This window comes from Acinetobacter sp. WC-323 (genome assembly GCF_000314615.1).
Lineage (GTDB): Bacteria > Pseudomonadota > Gammaproteobacteria > Pseudomonadales > Moraxellaceae > Acinetobacter > Acinetobacter courvalinii.
In genome coordinates this window covers 1-18890 of sequence record NZ_AMZS01000033.1, presented here as the reverse complement: position 1 = coordinate 18890, position 18890 = coordinate 1, and the positions used below count along the sequence as shown (strand labels likewise).

At 45.6% G+C, this 18890-nt stretch carries 13 protein-coding genes; 9 read left to right on the top strand and 4 right to left on the bottom strand.

All coding sequences use genetic code 11. From position 1 onward, the window contains the following. Positions 1 to 47: 47 nt before the first annotated feature. Positions 48 to 1235 (top strand): hypothetical protein, encoded by a 1188-nt coding sequence (locus tag ACINWC323_RS13285; protein ID WP_009510450.1) that lies wholly within the window; start codon positions 48 to 50, stop codon positions 1233 to 1235. A 47-nt stretch (positions 1236 to 1282) separates the two neighbouring features. Here ACINWC323_RS13285 and ACINWC323_RS13290 read toward each other — a convergent pair whose 3' ends face one another. Beyond that, on the bottom strand, positions 1283 to 2044 hold the full coding sequence (locus ACINWC323_RS13290; protein WP_009510353.1) for a hypothetical protein: 762 nt from the start codon (positions 2042 to 2044) through the stop codon (positions 1283 to 1285). A 315-nt stretch (positions 2045 to 2359) separates the two neighbouring features. Further along, positions 2360 to 5854, bottom strand: a complete 3495-nt coding sequence (locus tag ACINWC323_RS13295; protein ID WP_162137899.1) for a hybrid sensor histidine kinase/response regulator — start codon at positions 5852 to 5854, stop codon at positions 2360 to 2362. 184 nt (positions 5855 to 6038) lie between these two features. On the opposite strand from ACINWC323_RS13295, the gene ACINWC323_RS13300 reads away from it, so the two are divergent. After that, on the top strand, positions 6039 to 6371 hold the full coding sequence (locus ACINWC323_RS13300; protein WP_005228407.1) for a DUF485 domain-containing protein: 333 nt from the start codon (positions 6039 to 6041) through the stop codon (positions 6369 to 6371). A 1-nt stretch (position 6372) separates the two neighbouring features. Then, on the top strand, positions 6373 to 8088 hold the full coding sequence (locus ACINWC323_RS13305; protein WP_009510431.1) for a cation acetate symporter: 1716 nt from the start codon (positions 6373 to 6375) through the stop codon (positions 8086 to 8088). 50 nt (positions 8089 to 8138) lie between these two features. Here the strand turns inward: ACINWC323_RS13305 and ACINWC323_RS13310 are convergent, their stop codons facing one another. Continuing rightward, entirely contained in the window at positions 8139 to 9347 is a 1209-nt protein-coding gene (locus ACINWC323_RS13310) for an oxygenase MpaB family protein (RefSeq protein ID WP_009510413.1), read from the bottom strand. Positions 9348 to 9432: 85 nt separating this feature from the next. Here ACINWC323_RS13310 and ACINWC323_RS13315 point away from each other — a divergent pair, with 85 nt between their 5' ends. Together ACINWC323_RS13315 and ACINWC323_RS13320 are read left to right on the top strand one after the other, a co-directional pair. Beyond that, complete coding sequence (locus tag ACINWC323_RS13315; protein WP_005281178.1) at positions 9433 to 10029, top strand: TetR/AcrR family transcriptional regulator; 597 nt, start codon at positions 9433 to 9435, stop codon at positions 10027 to 10029. 46 nt (positions 10030 to 10075) lie between these two features. After that, positions 10076 to 10759: an ion channel gene (locus ACINWC323_RS13320; protein WP_032881281.1), complete on the top strand. Its 684-nt coding sequence runs from the start codon at positions 10076 to 10078 to the stop codon at positions 10757 to 10759. On the opposite strand, the gene ACINWC323_RS13325 is transcribed toward ACINWC323_RS13320, so the two are convergent. Further along, positions 10753 to 11709, bottom strand: a complete 957-nt coding sequence (locus ACINWC323_RS13325) for a LysR family transcriptional regulator (RefSeq protein WP_009510421.1) — start codon at positions 11707 to 11709, stop codon at positions 10753 to 10755. The genes ACINWC323_RS13320 and ACINWC323_RS13325 overlap by 7 nt on opposite strands. A gap of 229 nt (positions 11710 to 11938) precedes the next feature. Here ACINWC323_RS13325 and ACINWC323_RS13330 point away from each other — a divergent pair, with 229 nt between their 5' ends. The 4 genes from ACINWC323_RS13330 to ACINWC323_RS13345 all read left to right on the top strand — a co-directional run bounded on the left by ACINWC323_RS13330 (position 11939) and on the right by ACINWC323_RS13345 (position 18136). Further along, positions 11939 to 13147, top strand: a complete 1209-nt coding sequence (locus tag ACINWC323_RS13330; RefSeq protein ID WP_005228422.1) for an acyl-CoA dehydrogenase — start codon at positions 11939 to 11941, stop codon at positions 13145 to 13147. A gap of 225 nt (positions 13148 to 13372) precedes the next feature. Beyond that, positions 13373 to 14689 (top strand): MFS transporter, encoded by a 1317-nt coding sequence (locus ACINWC323_RS13335; RefSeq protein ID WP_009510456.1) that lies wholly within the window; start codon positions 13373 to 13375, stop codon positions 14687 to 14689. Positions 14690 to 14705: 16 nt separating this feature from the next. Continuing rightward, on the top strand, positions 14706 to 15926 hold the full coding sequence (locus ACINWC323_RS13340; RefSeq protein ID WP_009510472.1) for a CaiB/BaiF CoA transferase family protein: 1221 nt from the start codon (positions 14706 to 14708) through the stop codon (positions 15924 to 15926). A gap of 233 nt (positions 15927 to 16159) precedes the next feature. Continuing rightward, positions 16160 to 18136, top strand: coding sequence for a glycine betaine transporter (locus ACINWC323_RS13345; RefSeq protein WP_032881263.1), 1977 nt, complete (start codon positions 16160 to 16162; stop codon positions 18134 to 18136). Positions 18137 to 18890: the final 754 nt, after the last annotated feature.

Genomic DNA, 18890 nt, shown 5'->3' with positions numbered 1-18890 from the left:
CAGCTCAATGATCTGCATTGAGCTGATTGCGTTTTGACGAGGCTTACATGCATCATCTTCAGGATTCCAATACAATTATTCAAGAACTACAACAACAAGGTTATGTCCGTATTCAGGTCACTCAATGGACAGAACAGACGCGTAACAGTCTGGAGCAACGCTTGTTGCAGGCGGGTATACAAGATTATCAAATACATAAAATCAAGAATGAAGCATACGATTATCTGATTGTACGCAAAGGCACTGACACCCCGCTTCCTTATCAGTTAGAAAAAGTTTATCCATCCAGAACGTCTTTTGTCATGGTGTTGCCTTTAATTGTGGCGATGGGTCTGATTGCGGTGACAGTTCTGTTAAGCAGTTATTCGCAAGATCTGATGTCCTTTGTAATTGTCTTGGTTATTCCTGCACTATTGGGCGCATTATTTGAATATTTTATGATTCGAAAACAGCCCAATCCTATTTTCCTGACCAAGCTTTTCAAGATTCAGCCGCTGGTTTTTGTGATCGTGATTGTGTTTTGCGTGATCGTGTTAAGAGAAGGGATTATCTGTCTGATCATGCTGCTCCCGATTTTACTCATCGGCCTGCTGCTGGGTGCAGGTTTCATGCGCTTGATTTGTCATTATTTATGGAAACCCAGTGCCAAAATCTATTCTTTTGCACTGCTGCCGTTGATTTTATGGTTGTTATTACCTGATTTTAGTCGTACCGAATATGGTCAAACCCAGCGCTCGGTTGTGATTCATGCGCCAGCACAGCAAGTATTTCAGGCCATTAACCAGATTGGCACGATACGACCAGAGGAAGTCAAAGACAGTTTTATTTTTACCATGGGCTTTCCCAAACCTGTTTTTGGCATGACCGAGCAGCGTCATGGTGAGCTGGTTCGTACCATCCAGTGGGAACGTGGCATCAAGTTTGAAGAACAGGTGACCGCATCGCATGCGCCGTATCTATTGTCCTGGACATACCAGTTTGCGCCAGATTCGTTTCCGAAGGGGTCCTTGGATGATCATCTGGAAATGGGCGGGAAATATTTCGATTTGCTGAAAACAGATTATCAACTGGAACAAATCGATGCACACACCACCAGATTGATTCTGAGCATTGATTATCGGTTATCCACCGAATATAACTGGTATAGCCGTTTATGGGTGCATTATGTTTTAAATGAATTTAGTGATGTGGTGATGCAGATTCATAAACAGCGTTTAGAAAAAAATGCTTCTTAAGCTCAATATCAAAGCGAAGCCACAATCTTGATTGTGGCTTCGACTGCTTAGGCCAGACAGTCCTGTTTTGGCATCAGGCTATCGCAATATAAAGGATTTAATGCGCATTGCAGATCATCAATCTGTTCCTGGGTGACATAAGCTTTGCTTTTGAGGTATTCCGCCACGCGGTCGTCACGCAGACTTAAAAAGGCGGCATCGTAAACGCCTAAATCAACAAATAAAGCAGCGGTTTCCAGACTATTAAAATGATCGAGGAAGACATCATTATCATGCATCAGGAAAATGTGGGTGAATGGTGCATTGACTTCGACTTTTAAACGTTGCGCCAATTGCTCAGGACGTGTCTTGATAAACAGTAAATCGGAAAGTTCATCAAACTGGCTTTTGTCCAGTTGGTTTGCATCACCTTTGACATGGCTTAACCAGGCTTTAAAGACCAGAACAGCACCGCCACGTAATAGCATGCTCCAGATCTGATGACGTGTTTCATGGTCGAGATGGGCAGACTCTGCCTCAAGTACATCTAAAAACTTCTGTTCTTGTTGAGCCAGTTTTTCAAATAAGCCCAACCCTTGTGGATGGTAGGCCGCAGGCGTAAACACATCAAAATTCAGTTCATGGAATACATTCAGGGCCAGCGGGACCGCTGCCTGATAAAGCGCATCCAAGGCACGTAAATGTGTATTTTCAAGTTTGCTATGTACAAAAATATGTTGCCAGTCCAGTTGCGGTAATAAGGCATTGGCACTATATTGGCGATAAAACTGTTGCGAGCTATGGTCGGTGGTGGGGTGACTATTATTCATGATCAATGTCCTTTTCGACAGTCTGTTGCAAGAAACCCAACACGATGAGACACAGGTTTCCATTTATGCATCAATTTATGCGGGATCAACAAAGCAAGTAGAATACGACTAAAGTTGTAGACTGGTTTTTAGGAGTAAAATTTATAAATAAAAACAAATGTTTAATTAATTGTAAGTAAGTGTACAAACGTTCACTAATGTAAGTGAACGTTTTTGCCATAGTCAAAAATCATTTGAGCATTTTGGTCAATTTCTCAGCACTCAAAGTGCTACTTTTTGATGATTTTTGCCTATGGCTGCAAAATATTTGGTCATTTATTGCATTGGCATGATTTTTAAACCAGATAACCAGGCCCGTAAACCGGCAGGCTTGAGTGGCTTTTTCAGCAACACAATATTCTGCTGTTTTAAATATTGCGGTAGCTCCGGATCAGAATCTGCGGTAATTAATGCCACAGGAATATGGGCTGGTCGGTGTTGTTCAATAAAGTCCAGACCCCGTTGATCATGATTCAAATGCTGATCGATCAACCAGACCTGAATATCTTCCTGCTCAATCAAGCGTAGCGCTTCTTCCGGTTCGGTTGCGGTGAAGATCTGATAGCCCCATTTGCTCAGCAAGGTTCGCATGCCTTCCAGAATGGTTTCATCATTGTCCAGACATAGCACTTTATAGGCCGTATGCTGCAATGCCGTTACCTGAGGTATTGCCATTTGAATTTTGGGTGCTTCGGCTAAAGGCACTTCGATCATGAAACAGGAACCTTTGCCCAGCTCGGAATAGACATGCACGGGGAAATCCAGCAGGCTGGTCATCCGTTGTACGATGGCCAGTCCGAGTCCCAGACCCTGTTCACCCCAAGGGGAGGTGTGTCCACAGCGCTCAAATTCCTGAAACAGTTTCAGGCGTTGTTGTTCATGAATACCCGGGCCGGTATCCCAGACCCCGATGCGAATATGGTTTGGTCGTTGGGCTGAACGCAACACACCAACCACCACGCGACCCCGGGCGGTATAACGTAAAGCATTGCTGACAAAGTTCTGGATAATCCGTCGCATCCATTGCGGATCGGTGTCGACCCAGAACTTGGTATCATGCACGGACAATTGAATATCACGCTGGGCTGCAATGGATTTGAACTGTAACTCCAGATCATTCAAGAGATCGTGCAAGGAATAAGCCTGACGTTTGGGTTGGATGGTGCCACCTTCTAAACGGGCAATATCGAGCAGGGCAGAGAGCATGCTTTCCGCGCCATACAGTGCCCGATCCAGCTGTTGCAAGGTCTGTTGATCTTCTGCCGAATGGACACTTTGTTCAAGCGCAGTACTAAACAGACGTGCTGCATGCATGGGCTGGAGTAAATCGTGACTGGCGGCTGCCAGGAAACGGCTTTTCGATTGATTGGCTTTATCCGCCTGTTCCAGTGCCAGTTGCTGTTCGGTCAGGGCATTGGCAAGCTGCTGGGTGCGGTCACTGACGCGCTCTTCCAGCACCGCTTCATTTTCACGGAACGCGGTAATATCGGCAAAGGTGGTGACGAAACCACCGCCTTCAATAGGATTCCCCCGCATCTGGATCACCAGACCATCTTTACGAATTCGCTCGAACTCATGGGCGCTACCTACTTTCATCCAGTGCAGTCGTTTACGCACATGTTCTTCGACTGGGCCCGGACCACACTCACCACGTTCCGCGTTATAACGAATCAGGTCCGCGATCGGGCAGCCGACGTAAACCAGATCTTTTGGATAATCAAACAGTTTCAGGTATTGATTGTTCCAGGCCACCAGACACATATTTTTGTCTACCACACTGACACCTTGGGTCATATGGTCGATCATGGTCATCAACAGGTTCTGGTTAAAACGCTGCCATTGTGAGGCCTGGTCGAGAATATTGGCGACTTGTCCCAATGCCAGACCATTGTTAATCATGGCAGTGGTCAACAAGGTACGAGCAGAGGCTGCTCCGATAATCCCGGCCAGATATTGCTCGGTAAAGCGCCACCACATGCCATTGGCCACATGATTTTCATTTAAAACCACATGATTCTGTTCACAAAATTGCTGAAAAGCCTGTAGCGTCGGTTTATCGCCTGTGACCCGTTTGGCCAGCGCCAGTAAGTCGCCGACTTTCAGGCGGGCGGCATTCAGGTGCAGATCAGTGAGATCGGTATTGGACTGGGCTGATGGCAGCGGTTTACTTTCATAATAGAAGAAGCTTTCAGCCTGAATTTGTTCCGCTACGCTGGGTCGGTACAGACGCGATACCCAGATATACAGCACCACATTCAAACCTAATGACCACAATACCCCATGTGTCAGTGGAGCAAAGGATTCAAAACCCAGTAAGGCCTCTGGACGCAGGCCATTAATATCAAACGGTCCAAACAGTAAAATATGCTGTGCCAAATCCTGATATTGGTCGGGCAGGCTACGCAGGACCGTCGGGAACAGTAAGGTGTAACTCCACATGGCGAAGCCCATCAATAGCCCGACATACACACCCTGACGGCTTGCACCACGCCAGTATAGACCGCCAATCAAGGCCGGCGAAAACTGTGCCACGGCGCTAAAGGCCAGTAAGCCAAATACCGAAAGCTGGTTGATATCATTAAAGAAATGGAAAAATAAAAAGCCCAGTAACATCACGCTAATGATACTAATGCGCCGGGTCAGTTTGAGCACGCGCGGTAAATGCTGATCATGACGGGAAATAATTTTAAAACGCCACAGGGCTGGCATGATCAGGTCATTACTGAGCATGATCGATAAGGCCACTGAAGCCACTAACAGCATGCCAGTTGATGCGGAAAAGCCTCCAAGAAAGGCCAATAGCGCTAACCAATCCTGCTGATAGCTCATCGGTAAGGCCAGTACGGCAATGTCTGGTGTGCCCAGCGATTCGGGTAGAGAATGCAGCGCCCAGCTGGCAATCGGAATAATTGCCATGACGGTCAGGATCAGATAGGCCGCAAACCAGCGCCGTGCACCACGGATATGTTTTTCATCGCGTAATTCCACCACTGCCACATGGAACTGGCGTGGCAGGCAGATCATCGCTAGACCTGCCAGTAATGTTTGCACCCAGAAAGTTTCAGGCACACCCAGTTGTTGCAGGTCATGAAAATGCTGATGTACATCGGTACTGACCTGTTTAATATTGTCGGGTGACTGTAATAAGAAGAAGGCTGCCACACAGAGCAGGGCAAACAGTTTAACAAAGGACTCAAAGGCCACGGCTAACATTAACCCGCCGTGTTGTTCGGTATGGGCAATATGCCGGGTCCCAAAAATCATCGCCAAAATCGCCAGTACCGCAGTCAGTACCAGAACACTATTGGTGGTGGTATGGATATGCGCGTTTTGTTCCAGAATCACCGAGGCACTCAGTGCAATGGCGCGTAGTTGCAACGCCAGATAGGGCACAATGGCAATCACGGCGAGAATGGTCACCAAGGCGGCCAGACTTCCGCTTTTACCATAGCGGGCAGCCACGAAATCGGCAATTGATGAAATGGCATGATGCTGGCGGATACGACCCAATCGTTTCCAGATGTCATAACCAAACCAGATAAACAGCAATGGTCCCAGATAAATCGGCAGGAAAATCACGCCTTGGCGAACCGCGGCACCGGTGGCGCCATAAAAGGTCCATGAAGAGCAATATACGCCCAAGGTTAAGCTGAACAGCAGCATTCGACCACGCATACTTAAACGGCTGGCGTGCTTTTCACCAAAAAAGGCACAGCCAAATAGCAGCACGATGTACAGGGCCAATACCCCGAGAATAAGCCAACTGTTCATATTGCTCACGTGATCAACTTCCATTTTTAATCATACCCGAAGCACAGGTACAGCAAGGAGTAGAGAATTGCATTTAGAGACCAAAGTCTAAGTTACGAGTCAAGCATAATCTTGTTAAGTTGGATAATGAAAAATCCCACGTAAAAAGGGGTCCATGGTTGGACACAAAAATAAGGAGTTGATTATGGATGATTCTCAGGTAGATCGAATTCTACATAATCCAAAGTTTCAGGAAATGGTCAGCAAAAAGCGTACATTAAGTTGGACATTAACAGCAATCATGCTGTTTATCTACGTTGGATTTATGCTTTTGGTTGGCTATAACAAAGAATTTTTAGCAAGTTCATTTAGCGGTGGTGTGACCACTTGGGGTATTCCCCTCGGTTTAGGCATTATTGTGTTGTCATTTGTGTTATGTGGTGTGTATTCCTACATTGCCAATAACAAGCTTGACCAGTTGAATGAAGCAGCCCTCAAGGAAGTTGAGGCCATTGCACGTGAAAAAGGGATGCACTGAGATGAAAGGGACCTCATTCAAAGCGGTACTGTTCACACTGTTGAGCTTTTGCTGCACAAGTATTGCCTTCGCAGGCCCGGATCTAGGTACCGCTGAACAGCAAGCGACCAACTGGCATGCGATCATCATGTTTACGATCTTTGTCGGTTTTACCCTGTTCATTACCAAATGGGCAGCCAAGCAAACCCAGTCTGCACAAGATTTCTATACCGCTGGTGGCGGAATCAGCGGTTTCCAAAACGGTTTGGCGATTGCCGGTGACTATATGTCTGCCGCATCGTTCCTGGGTATTTCGGCACTGGTATTCAGCTCGGGCTTTGATGGCCTGCTCTATTCACTCGGTTTCATGGTGGGTTGGCCAATCGTACTGTTCCTCGTTGCGGAACGTTTACGTAACCTGGGTAAATATAACCTGTCCGATGTGGTGTCGTTCCGTCTGGAAGAAAAGCCAGTGCGTACCTTGGCGGCTTTCAGTTCACTGGTTGTGGTGGCGTTCTACCTGATTGCACAGATGGTCGGTGCAGGTCAGCTGATCAAATTGTTATTTGGATTGAACTATAACATTGCGGTGGTGATCGTGGGCCTGTTGATGATGGCTTATGTGATCTTCGGTGGTATGTTGGCAACCACTTGGGTACAGATCATTAAAGCGGTGATGTTACTCAGCGGTGCGACCTTCATGGCCTTTATGGTAATGAAAGCGGTTGGCTTTAGCTTCACCAATATGTTTAACCAGGCGATTGGAGTGTATAGCCAGGCGCATAGCATGAGCTGGGATGAGGCTGCTAAGATCATGGGGCCAGGTTCGTTAACGGCTAACCCGATTGATGCGCTTTCACTCGGTCTTGCCTTGATGTTTGGTACTGCAGGTTTACCGCATATCCTGATGCGTTTCTTTACGGTGAAAGATGCCAAAGAAGCACGTAAATCAGTTGTGGTGGCAACAGGCTTTATTGGTTACTTCTATCTGTTAACGTTCATCATTGGTTTTGGTGCGATCTTGTTTGTTGCCAACAACCCGCAATTCCTTGACCTTGCTAAAGCAGCGGTAACAGGCAAATTAGAGTTGGTGGGCGGTAACAATATGGCCGCGGTTCACCTGAGTGATGCGGTGGGCGGTGACTTGTTCATGGGCTTCATTTCAGCGGTAGCATTCGCAACAATCCTTGCGGTAGTGGCAGGTTTAACACTGTCAGGTGCCTCTGCAATTTCACATGACCTTTATGCCAACGTATTCAAGAAAGGCCAAACCACCCCTGCGTCTGAGTTAAGAATGTCAAAAATCGCAACTTTAGGTTTAGCGATCTTTGCCATGATCTTGGGTATCTTGTTCGAGAAACAAAATGTTGCCTTTATGGTTGGCTTGGCATTCTCGGTAGCCTGTTGTGCAAACTTCCCAGTACTCGTGTTATCCATGTTCTGGAAAGGCTTAACCACACGTGGTGCAGTGATTGGTGGTGTCGTAGGTTTGGTCGGTGCAGTCAGCCTGATCATTCTGTCGAAAGCGGTTTGGGTAGATACGCTAGCGATTTCTGAAACGGCGCCAAACCCATTCAATGGCCCAGCATTATTTGCAATGCCACTGTCATTCTTCTGCTGCTGGTTCTTCTCTGTAACCGACAAGTCAGCACGTGCTGAGAAAGAGCGTAAAGCCTTTGATGCACAGTTCGTTCGCTCAATGACCGGGATCGGTGCGTCTGGCGCGTCAGATCACTAATTCGCTTGAGCTAAAAGAAAGCCCTCATTGATTGAGGGCTTTTTTATGGCTTATTGATGCATGCTGGCCAGCTGCTGCGACTGATTGCGATATAGTGACAAGCCAATACGTTGCAAATGACGTCCATTTTGTTCAAGAAAGCGATTCAATTTTGGAATATATCGGGCACTGCTATACAACGCTAAATTTCGACCAATCAGATAGTAGGCAAACCAGGAAGCCGGTTGTGGCGTTAAACCAAGCTTTTGCATGTTCTTACGGCCAATAAAGAACTGGGTAATTTCTAAGTGTTGCTTATAGGCCAGTTTTTGTTGAAAAGTGCGTAGATAACGGTATTTGCGTTCAAAGGGTTCTTTAGAAAGACTGGAACCAAGCGAAATGCTACTGGCATCGGACTGTGGATGGGCAAATTGCATCCAGTACATCAGTTTCCAGCCCTCTGCCTCCTGATCAACCAGCCATTTCTCTTCAACGCCCATTAACCAGCCCGCATATTTCCAGAAATGTAAAAAGCTGTCGACTTCTTGCTTGCTTGGAAAAATCCCCAAAGCGCGAATGCCGATCAGCACCACACCACTAAAGGCAATATTGGTCATGGCCTGATCATATTGGTTAATCGGGATTCCCCAAGTTTCGGCATCCCATCTCTCGGATTTTTGCAATTGGTGACGAACTAAGGCATGGATAAAACGGACAAAAATGGTAGAGGTAAAGCCTTTGCTAAAACGGGAAAAACCATCCGGTTCAGTAATATCGACCCACCATTTGGTGGTTTCCGCCAGCCGTGTGCCTGCCTGTTTTTTTAATGCGCCGGTCAGGATCAAAGGCTGGTTAAAACCCGGATACAGGTAGCCGGTCATTAAGGATAAATCCCGCAGGATCAGGCCGTTATTGATTCCCAAGCGATAGGTAAATTTCAGTGCAGTATCAATTTTGTTTTGATCATACCAAGCAGGTTTTTGTTCAAAGAATTTGAAGAAGGTCGTGAGTTCAGGAATCTCATGCGGTAATTTATCTAAACCTTGATACAGCGCCGTTTCAAAATATTGTCGATGCTGTTTCGGATTTTGCAGTATCCACAGCAGCAGCTGATCCATGGGTTCATCACCACTTTGCAGGGCCGTATTCAAGGCCTGATAGTCCTGATAACTCGGTTGAACCTCCTGTCGGGTCATATAACCGAGAATCTTAGTTTTGAGATTACGCTGGGTCATGTCTTCAAATGCTGCCAAGCGTTTAGGTTTAACGATACCGTGCATTGCATAAAGTCCCTGATTGTTATTTAATCAAAGCTTAATATGAATAATTATTCGCATTCAATTCGCATTTCAATTGAGGCTGAGCATGAGAAAACGACCCCAACAGCAACGTGCCAAAATGATTGTCGAAAGTATTCTGGAAGGGGCACAGCAATGTATTTCTGAACATGGGGTTTTGCAGGTGACTACACCTAAAATCGCTGAAAAATCAGGGGTCAGTGTCGGATCGATTTATCAGTATTTTGAAAATAAAGAGCAAATCATTGCGGAATTATTGCTACGTAAAAGCGAAAACTTGGGACAGGCGGTAAAGCAACTGGTGATGCTACAACAGCAAACTACTATTCAGGACATCATCACATTAAGCATTGCCTTTGGCTTTGAGTCGTTAAAATCTGATCAGGGGTTTTTTATCGAAATTTTAAAAAACTGGCATGCCTATAGTGATTCGGAAGCGGCACAGGTGTTAGAGCAGCACTTTTTAGAAGTCGGCATGTACCTATTCGGGCGTTATTATCCGCACTGGGATTTTGAAACTTTAAAACATAAGTCTTTTGTGATTATTAACAGTACCTTATTTACCATGATGCGTTATGCCAGTAAAAATACTTTTCTGATCGAAGAACAACGCCTGCAACAAGAACTGTCTAAAATGATTGTTTCTTTTTTAGATGCAGTATGATGCACTCAACAAAAATGAAAAGCATAACAAGATTCAGGAAAAGCACATGCAAAGCTTAAAACAATTCTGGCGTACCTTTCGTTTGCTGCCATCCGCATGGTTGTTGCTGGTTCAACTGGCCTTATTAATTCTGTATATGCTGACCTATGGTGATAGTGAATATCGTGCCTTGACTTGGTCATTGGGTGTTTTGGCGCTGTTAATTATTGCCAAGGTGATCCGGCAAACCCCGGTATTTACCTTTTGGGGGCTCATCTTTGTCAGTGGTGCCTTTGTCTTTTCGATTATGCTGTTTAATGGCTATAGCACACCGACCATCCAGATCATGGCCTACAGTTTTGAAGCGATGGCCTATTTCTATGCAGCTTATGGCTTGCTTCGTTATATGTTTGCCGACCGCTATCTCACCAAAGATGAATTGTTTGCTGCAGGTGCAGTATTTACCCTGATCGCCTGGGCCTTTGCCTTTTTATACAGTATTTGTCAGCTACTTTTGCCAAACAGTTTTCTGAATCCCAATCAGCCCCAAGTGCTGCAAAGCTGGCTGGATTTGTTGTTCCTGAGTTTTAGTTTGCAATCGGCAACCGGTTTATCGGACTTGATGCCGATGAGCCCAGCCGCCAGAGTGCTTGCCATGCTGCAAATGTTTGGCGGGGTCATGTATCTGGCCGTGGTGGTCTCGCGTCTGATTGCACTGCAATATATTGCGCATTTACCCAAAAATCAGTAATTCGTGGTGGTATGGGGACGGGTTGTGGTTTCCTGTTCCAGCCATTCGATGAATTTCAGCATAATCGGGTTATGCGGCTGTTCGGCATAAACAAAATAGTAGCAACGTGAACCACTGAGTTTATGTGATGACACGATCATCAATTCTCCTCGACTCAGTTCTTTCTCAATCAGCATTTGTGGAATCAGGGCCACACCAAGATGGTGGGTTGCCGCCACGGCCAGCATGGAAAACAGTTCATGGCGTTGACCTTCCATCGCATAAGGCGCGTTATAGGCCAGACTGTCGAACCATTCTTTCCAGATCGCTGGGCGGGTGGTCTGTTGTAATAAGGGCAGTTGTGAGAGTTGTGCCGGAGACAAATCCAGTGACGAGGGCGATTGATTTTGAATCAGATCAGGGAAGAACTTTCTAATCAGCGTTGGTGAGCAAACGGCAACGACGTCTTCCTGCATCAAAAAATGAGCAGTCGTTCCGGGCCAGTTTTCTACCTGAGCGGGTGTACCTGCATAGATGGCAGCATCGAAAATCTGCTCACTGAACAGAAAGGGTTTGGTACTGGTTTCCAGATGAATAGTAATTTCTGGATATTTTCCATTAAAACGATGTAGGCGTGGCAGCAGCCAGCGTGTCGCAAATGTGGGTACTACACCCAGTTTGAGCGTACCTCCTAAACCTTGATGCGACATCAGGTCGAGTGTGCTGTGTTCCAGCCCGAGCAAATGCGTCTTGATATTTTTCAGATATTGTTCACCCGCAAGGGTCAGTTCGACGCCATGTCGTACCCGATGAAACAGCGGCAGATTCAGAAACGCTTCCAGTTGCTGAATCTGTCGGGAAACCGCACTTTGGGTCATGCTCAGTTCCTGTGCCGCATGGGTGTAGGTTTTATGTTTGGCAGCGGCTTCAAAACAGATCAATGATTGCAGTGAAGGAATCATACGTCGCATAACAGCGTCCTTGTGTTGTGTGCGAAAATCAGCAATGAGGTTTGGTTAGCTCAAGCTTTGTAGATTATTCTCTGCTTTATTTTTAACAGAAGCATGCCACTGATTGCAATTGAGTTATGCATAAAACGCATAGCTGTATGAAAAAACATCGTTTGCCTGAGGGCACAATCTGGCCTAGCATCAAGAGCAGAATGTATATCAAAATTAATCAACAGGAAGATAACAAGTCATGGCAAATCAAGGAAAGCGTGTCTCTTTTAACTGGCAAGATCCCTTTTTACTCGAACAGCAACTCAGCTCGGAAGAACGCATGATTCGGGATAGCGCTCAGGCCTATTGTCAAGACAAACTCATGCCACGGGTACTGGAGCAGTTCCGTCATGAAAAAACCGATCCAAGTATTTTTCGGGAAATGGGTGAGCTAGGTCTATTAGGCCCAACCATCTCGGAGCAGTATGGTGGTGCGGGGCTAAACTATGTCAGTTATGGTTTGATTGCACGCGAGATTGAACGGGTAGATTCGGGCTATCGTTCGATGGCCAGTGTGCAAAGTTCACTGGTGATGGTGCCGATTGCCGAATTTGGTACCGAAGCACAAAAACAGAAATACCTGCCTAAACTGGCGACAGGTGAATACATTGGCTGTTTCGGATTGACCGAGCCGGATCATGGCTCTGATCCGGGCAGTATGCTATGTCGTGCCAAAAAGGTTGCAGGCGGTTATCGCCTCAGTGGTAGCAAAATGTGGATTACCAACAGCCCGATTGCAGATGTGTTTGTGGTGTGGGCCAAAGAAGTCTCGGAAACTGGCAATGTCGGGGAGATTCGTGGTTTTATTCTGGAAAAAGGTTGGGAAGGGCTGTCTGCGCCTGCCATTCATGGCAAGGTCGGGCTGCGAGCATCGATTACCGGTGAAATCGTGATGGATCAGGTCTTTGTGCCTGAAGAGAATGCTTTCCCTGAAGTGCGCGGCCTAAAAGGGCCATTTACCTGCCTGAACAGTGCCCGTTATGGCATAGCCTGGGGTGCAATGGGGGCCGCTGAATTTTGTTGGCATACCGCACATCAATACACCATGGATCGCAAACAGTTCGGTCGACCACTGGCAGCCAATCAGCTGATTCAGAAGAAACTGGCGGATATGCAGACTGAAATTGCGCTGGGCCTACAAGCAGCTTTGCGTTTTGGGCAAATGAAAGATGCAGGCATTGCTTCAGTGGAAGGAACATCCCTGATCAAACGCAATAACTGTGGTAAAGCGCTGGAAATTGCCCGTTTGGCGCGTGACATGATGGGCGGCAATGGCATCAGTGATGAGTTTGGTGTGGCCCGTCATCTGGTTAATCTGGAAGTGGTGAATACCTATGAAGGCACCCATGATGTACACGCCTTGATTCTTGGGCGTGCACAAACCGGTATCGCTGCATTTTCTAACTAAAACTTCTGCATTGTTTAAACGTAAAGATACGCTTGCGGGCGTATCTTCGGGCAAATTCATGCCTAAAAAATTGACTTATAGCAATTAAAATCGTCAAGGATTCATCAAGCACATTTCCGGTAGAAAATGACACTTTGCCAAAACAATAAATAGTACTGTCGCAAAGGATTCATCACTTGAATGGTTGATGAAAGACCAGACCCATTTGAGAAAATGAGGTGTCAAATGAACAATGATGTTCAAACGGTAGCAAGCTCAGCGATGAGCAAATGGCCTTCTAATCTGGGAACCTATGCGCGGATTACGCCGCACACATGGAAATTTGCCTTGCTATTTGCCTACTTCGCCATGGTGGTAGATGGCATCGATATCATGCTGCTGTCATACAGTCTGACCAGTTTAAAGGCAGAATTTGGATTATCAACCTTTCAGGCGGGTGCGCTGGGGAGTGCCTCTCTCGCCGGGATGGGAATTGGCGGTATTCTGGGTGGCTGGGCCTGTGATAAATATGGACGGGTCAGAACCATTGCCCATTCCGTGACTTTCTTTTCAATTGCCACCTGTCTATTGGGTTTTACCCAAAGCTTTGAACAGTTTATGTCGTTACGTTTTATTGGGGCTTTAGGGATTGGCGCCCTTTATATGGCCTGTAATACCTTAATGGCGGAGTATGTTCCGACCTCGTATCGCACCACAGTACTGGGCACCTTGCAAACCGGACAAACGGTTGGCTATATCGTGGCAACCTTACTGGCTGGTGCCATCATTCCAGAACACGGCTGGCGTATTTTATTCTTTATTACCGTGATTCCAGCAGCGATCAATATCATCTTACAGCGCTTTGTGCCTGAGCCTAAATCCTGGCAGCTGACGAAAATGAAGAGTTTGACTCCGCAAACGCAGCAAGTTATTACGACGCAACCGCAACCGCAAAGCCAAAGTATCTATCAACAGATTTTTGCCAATTTCAAACATCGCAAAATGTTCCTGCTCTGGATGACGACAGCTTTCTTTTTACAGTTCGGTTATTACGGCATTAACAACTGGATGCCGAGTTATCTGGAAACCGAAGTGAATATGAACTTCAAGTCGCTGACCAGTTATATGGTGGGTTCGTATACGGCAATGATTCTAGGCAAGATTCTGGCGGGTTATCTGGCAGATAAATTTAACCGCCGTACCATTTTCGTGTTTGGAACGCTGGCCAGCGCAATCTTCCTGCCGATCATTATCTTCTTTAATACCCCTGACAATATTCTGTATTTACTCATTACCTTTGGATTTCTTTATGGGATTCCATATGGGGTCAATGCCACCTATATGGCGGAATCTTTTTCAACGGATGTTCGCGGTACTGCCATTGGCGGAGCCTATAACATTGGTCGGGTTGGGGCGGCGATTGCACCGGCCACCATCGGTTTTTTAGCCTCTGGCGGAACATTCACCATGGCCTTTATTGTCATGGGTGCCGCTTATTTTATTGCGGGTGTGTTACCGGGACTATTTATACGGGATCGCCAATACGATCCACAACAATCATAAGCAAGGAGGAAGGAACATGGGTGCATTAACAGGCTTACGTGTACTGGATCTGAGCCGGGTGCTGGCAGGACCGTGGTGTAGCCAGATTCTGGCTGATCTGGGGGCTGAAGTGATCAAGATTGAGCGTCCTCAAACCGGCGATGATACCCGGATGTGGGGGCCGCCGTGGATGAAGGATGATGCAGGGCAGCCCACGCGCGAGGCGGGCTATTATCAGTCTGCCAACCGCAATAAATACTCGGTCACTATTGATCTTGCCTCAAAACAGGGTCAGGCCTTGTTACGGGAAATGGTCAAGGATAGTGATGTGCTGATTGAAAATTATAAAGTCGGTTCACTGCATAAATATGGTCTGGACTATGCCAGCCTGCGTGAGATCAATCCGGGACTGGTCTATTGCTCGATTACCGGATTTGGGCAAACCGGACCTCGTGCGTCTGAGCCGGGTTATGATTTTGTCATTCAGGGGATGGCCGGATTGATGAGTATTACCGGTGAAAAGGATGATTTGCCGGGTGGCGGCCCACAAAAGGTGGGGGTTGCAGTCACGGATTTACAAACCGGATTATATGCCACCATTGCGATTCAGGCAGCGCTCTGGGCGCGTCAACGTACAGGCAAAGGACAACATATTGATCTGTCCTTACTGGATGTACAGGTTGCGGGTTTAGCCAACCATGGCATGAACTATCTGATTACCGGTCAGGCACCGCAACGCTGGGGCAATGCGCATGCCAATATTGTGCCTTATCAAACCTTTAAGGCAAAAGATAAGGACTTTATTATTGCCTGTGGCAATGATGCCCAGTTTAAAGCCTTGTGTCAGGCCATCGGTCAGGCGGAATGGGCAGTGCATCCCAAGTTTAGATTGAATCAGGACCGGATTGCGCATCGGGGTGAATTGACCACGTTAATGGATCAGCATTTTCTTACGCAATCTGCACAATACTGGGTAGAGCGGATTCATGCGGTCAAAGTGCCGGTCGGCATGATCAATAATGTGGAGGAGGCATTACAAGAACCGCAAGTACAAGCAAGAGAAATGGTGGTGTCGATTCCACATCCGCAATATCGTCAATTTAAAATGATTGCTTCGCCATTAAAGTTGTCTGCCACACCTGTGGAATACCGTCTTGCACCACCACGTTTGGGAGAACATACTCAACAGGTCTTAGCACAATACTGTTCCACAGAGCACTTGGCGGAGTTAACCGAGCAAGGTGTGATTGGGCATTGATCAACAATGCCCAAAGTGATTTCGATGACCAAGAATTTAAACTTTATTTTTATTAAATCAAATACTTATAATTTGTTTCATATCCTGTTACAGCATTACAACGGCGTTATTATTGATATTTTTTATACTAGAGTCCGGGTTTTACATGTCATGAACCCGCTTTTATTCACATCGTGAACGTCTCATTTGACTTGAATGTCTGTCAATTATCATTAAAAAAACATGGGGGAACTATGCCTTCCAAAACAATATCCTGGTTGTCCAATGTCAACAGGAATGTGTTTTTTAGTACGGTACTGATTATTGCAATGTTTGTTGTCTTTGCAATTGTAGCACCTCAACTCTTCGAAACCTTAACTTCACAAGCCAAACAATGGATTACCGATTCTTTTAGCTGGTTTTATATTGTCTGTGTCGCTATTTTTCTAATCGTGCTGGTGTACATCGCCTGTTCTTCCAGCGGTAATATCAAATTGGGTCCTGACCATAGTCAGCCAGAATACAGTAATGGTTCATGGTTCGCGATGCTATTTACTGCGGGTATGGGCGTTGGCCTGATGTTCTTTGGTGTGGCAGAACCGGTCATGCATTATGTCACGCCACCAAATAGCGACCCTGAAACCGTGGCTGCTGCAAAAGACGCTTTACGTATTACTTTTTTCCATTGGGGGGTACATGCGTGGGCGGTATATGCACTTGTCGGTTTGTCACTGGCCTATTTTGCTTATCGTCATGATTTACCTTTAAAAACCCGCTCTGCTTTATATCCGATTATTGGCAAACGTATCTATGGCTTGTGGGGGGATGCAATTGATACCTTCGCAACCGTAGGCACCATCTTTGGTGTTGCTACCTCGTTGGGTTTTGGGGTTCTCCAGGTAAATGCCGGATTAAATTATTTATTTGGTGTGGAACAGTCAGTCCCGACCCAGATTGGTCTGATTATTTTTGTCAGCATTCTGGCAGGTCTTTCTGTATTTGCAGGACTGGATAAAGGGGTCAAACGTTTATCAGAGTTAAATCTTGTGCTTGCCGTGATTCTCCTGATTTTTGTTTTCCTTGCCGGCCCAACAATTCATCTATTGCGAACAACCGTAGAGAATACCGGGCAGTACCTCTCCAATCTTTTTGTCATGACTTTTAATTTGCAGGCTTATGATTCAACAGGCTGGATCGGTGGCTGGACAATTTTCTATTGGTCGTGGTGGATTGCATGGTCTCCGTTTGTGGGCATGTTTATTGCCCGGGTATCTCGTGGACGAACAGTCAGAGAGTTCATATTGGGGGTTATTCTGATCCCGACAGGATTTACCATCGTATGGATGGGGTTTTGGGGCAATGCCGCACTATTTAGCATCATGCAAGAACATAATATTGCCCTGATGGAAATGGTTCAGAAAGATTCATCTGTTGCCTTGTTTGAGTTTTTAAATCATCTACCGCTGTCTGGTGTGATGAGCATGCTAGGGGCAATTCTGGTCCTTCTTTTCTTTGTTACCTCTGCAGATTCTGGCGCGCTGGTTGTGAACTATTTAACTGCCAAAACAGAAGATACACCAGCATGGCAACGGGTATTCTGGGTTGTTCTAATTGCAGCACTCACCATCTGCTTATTATTGGTGGGAGGACTAGCCACCTTACAGGCGTCCATGCTGGTAAGTGCTTTGCCTTTCGCTCTGATTATGCTACTGATGGGATGGGGATTATTAAAAGCCCTGAATCTGGATGCGACCAAGTCAAGAATGCTGAATGAAGCACGGACTACGCCGAGAGCGATCAATAATCCAAGAAGCTGGCAACAGCGTTTGGGTTTAATCATGCATTATCCGCATACTGAGGATGAGGTTCGGCATTATATTGATACACAGGTCAGAAAAGCGTTTGAAAGTATCCAGAAAGAGTTTAAACGCCGTCATCTTGAAGTCGATATTCAAAATACTGAACAAGGCTTGCAGCTGCGCGTCGATCATCATCATGAGATTAACTTCATCTATACGGTCTATGCACATGAAACCGTACCGCCAAGTTTTATGCTGGGGCAGGGCGATGCTGATGAAGCGCAATATTTCCAGGCTGAAGTATTCTTGAGAGAAGGCGGACAAAACTATGATGTTATGGACTGGACTCAGGAAGACCTGATTCAGGACATTATTGATCAATATGAACGTCATCTTTACTTCTTGAATATTGTAAGAGGCACATCGTCTTAACAGGGGATGTTGACTGAAAATAATAGCAACACCGGTTTTGAGCACCTCAGAGCCGGTGTTTTGCTTTTTGGAGATATTTTTTTCAATATAATTTTTAGTTGGAACCCGGTTTATTGATAAAAAAAGTGAGCCTGTGAGAAAGAAATGATCAAAATTAAAAAGATTTTCGCTGATAATTAAAACAAATATAGATAAAAATTTATAGATAACAGTGACTTGGTGGATTTAAATGTTGGCTAAATTAATTTTTAAGATAATGAATAAATTTTAAATTATATAAATCAGTAAATTAGATAAGTTAAAGTTTAAAAATAAAACAACCGAATAATTTAATTTTTAAAAGTGCTTGCGTCTGATCTGAAATACTGTAGAATGCACATCCATCGGCGGTGATGCAGATAAAAACTTGTTGAGAAACAAGGATTTGGCTAAAATGGTTGGATTCTTGAGTTGGTTGATAAGTTTGCTAAATATCTAAATTACCTGTTGACTTTTAAGAAATTGAGAGTAATATAGCCGACCTGGCTTGATGATGACGAATCATCGAGAAGATCATTAAGAGAATAGAAGAACAACTTGTGTGGATTTTTACTGGTTGATCGATCGAAAATATTTCATTGATTAATTGGTTTAAATTTCTCGAAGTTTATTTGAGTAAATATTAAGTCAGTAATTGATGAGCCAAGATTTGTAGCCATAAGCTACTAATGATTTTAAACTGAAGAGTTTGATCATGGCTCAGATTGAACGCTGG

Coding starts and splice junctions, on each gene's coding strand:
- ACINWC323_RS13300 (WP_005228407.1), top strand. CDS start 6,039: ATGGATGATTCTCAGGTAGATCGAATTCTACATAATCCAAAGTTTCAG.
- ACINWC323_RS13320 (WP_032881281.1), top strand. CDS start 10,076: ATGCAAAGCTTAAAACAATTCTGGCGTACCTTTCGTTTGCTGCCATCC.
- ACINWC323_RS13340 (WP_009510472.1), top strand. CDS start 14,706: ATGGGTGCATTAACAGGCTTACGTGTACTGGATCTGAGCCGGGTGCTG.
- ACINWC323_RS13330 (WP_005228422.1), top strand. CDS start 11,939: ATGGCAAATCAAGGAAAGCGTGTCTCTTTTAACTGGCAAGATCCCTTT.
- ACINWC323_RS13335 (WP_009510456.1), top strand. CDS start 13,373: ATGAACAATGATGTTCAAACGGTAGCAAGCTCAGCGATGAGCAAATGG.
- ACINWC323_RS13325 (WP_009510421.1), bottom strand. CDS start 11,709: ATGCGACGTATGATTCCTTCACTGCAATCATTGATCTGTTTTGAAGCC.
- ACINWC323_RS13345 (WP_032881263.1), top strand. CDS start 16,160: ATGCCTTCCAAAACAATATCCTGGTTGTCCAATGTCAACAGGAATGTG.
- ACINWC323_RS13315 (WP_005281178.1), top strand. CDS start 9,433: ATGAGAAAACGACCCCAACAGCAACGTGCCAAAATGATTGTCGAAAGT.
- ACINWC323_RS13295 (WP_162137899.1), bottom strand. CDS start 5,854: ATGAACAGTTGGCTTATTCTCGGGGTATTGGCCCTGTACATCGTGCTG.
- ACINWC323_RS13310 (WP_009510413.1), bottom strand. CDS start 9,347: ATGCACGGTATCGTTAAACCTAAACGCTTGGCAGCATTTGAAGACATG.
- ACINWC323_RS13305 (WP_009510431.1), top strand. CDS start 6,373: ATGAAAGGGACCTCATTCAAAGCGGTACTGTTCACACTGTTGAGCTTT.
- ACINWC323_RS13285 (WP_009510450.1), top strand. CDS start 48: ATGCATCATCTTCAGGATTCCAATACAATTATTCAAGAACTACAACAA.
- ACINWC323_RS13290 (WP_009510353.1), bottom strand. CDS start 2,044: ATGAATAATAGTCACCCCACCACCGACCATAGCTCGCAACAGTTTTAT.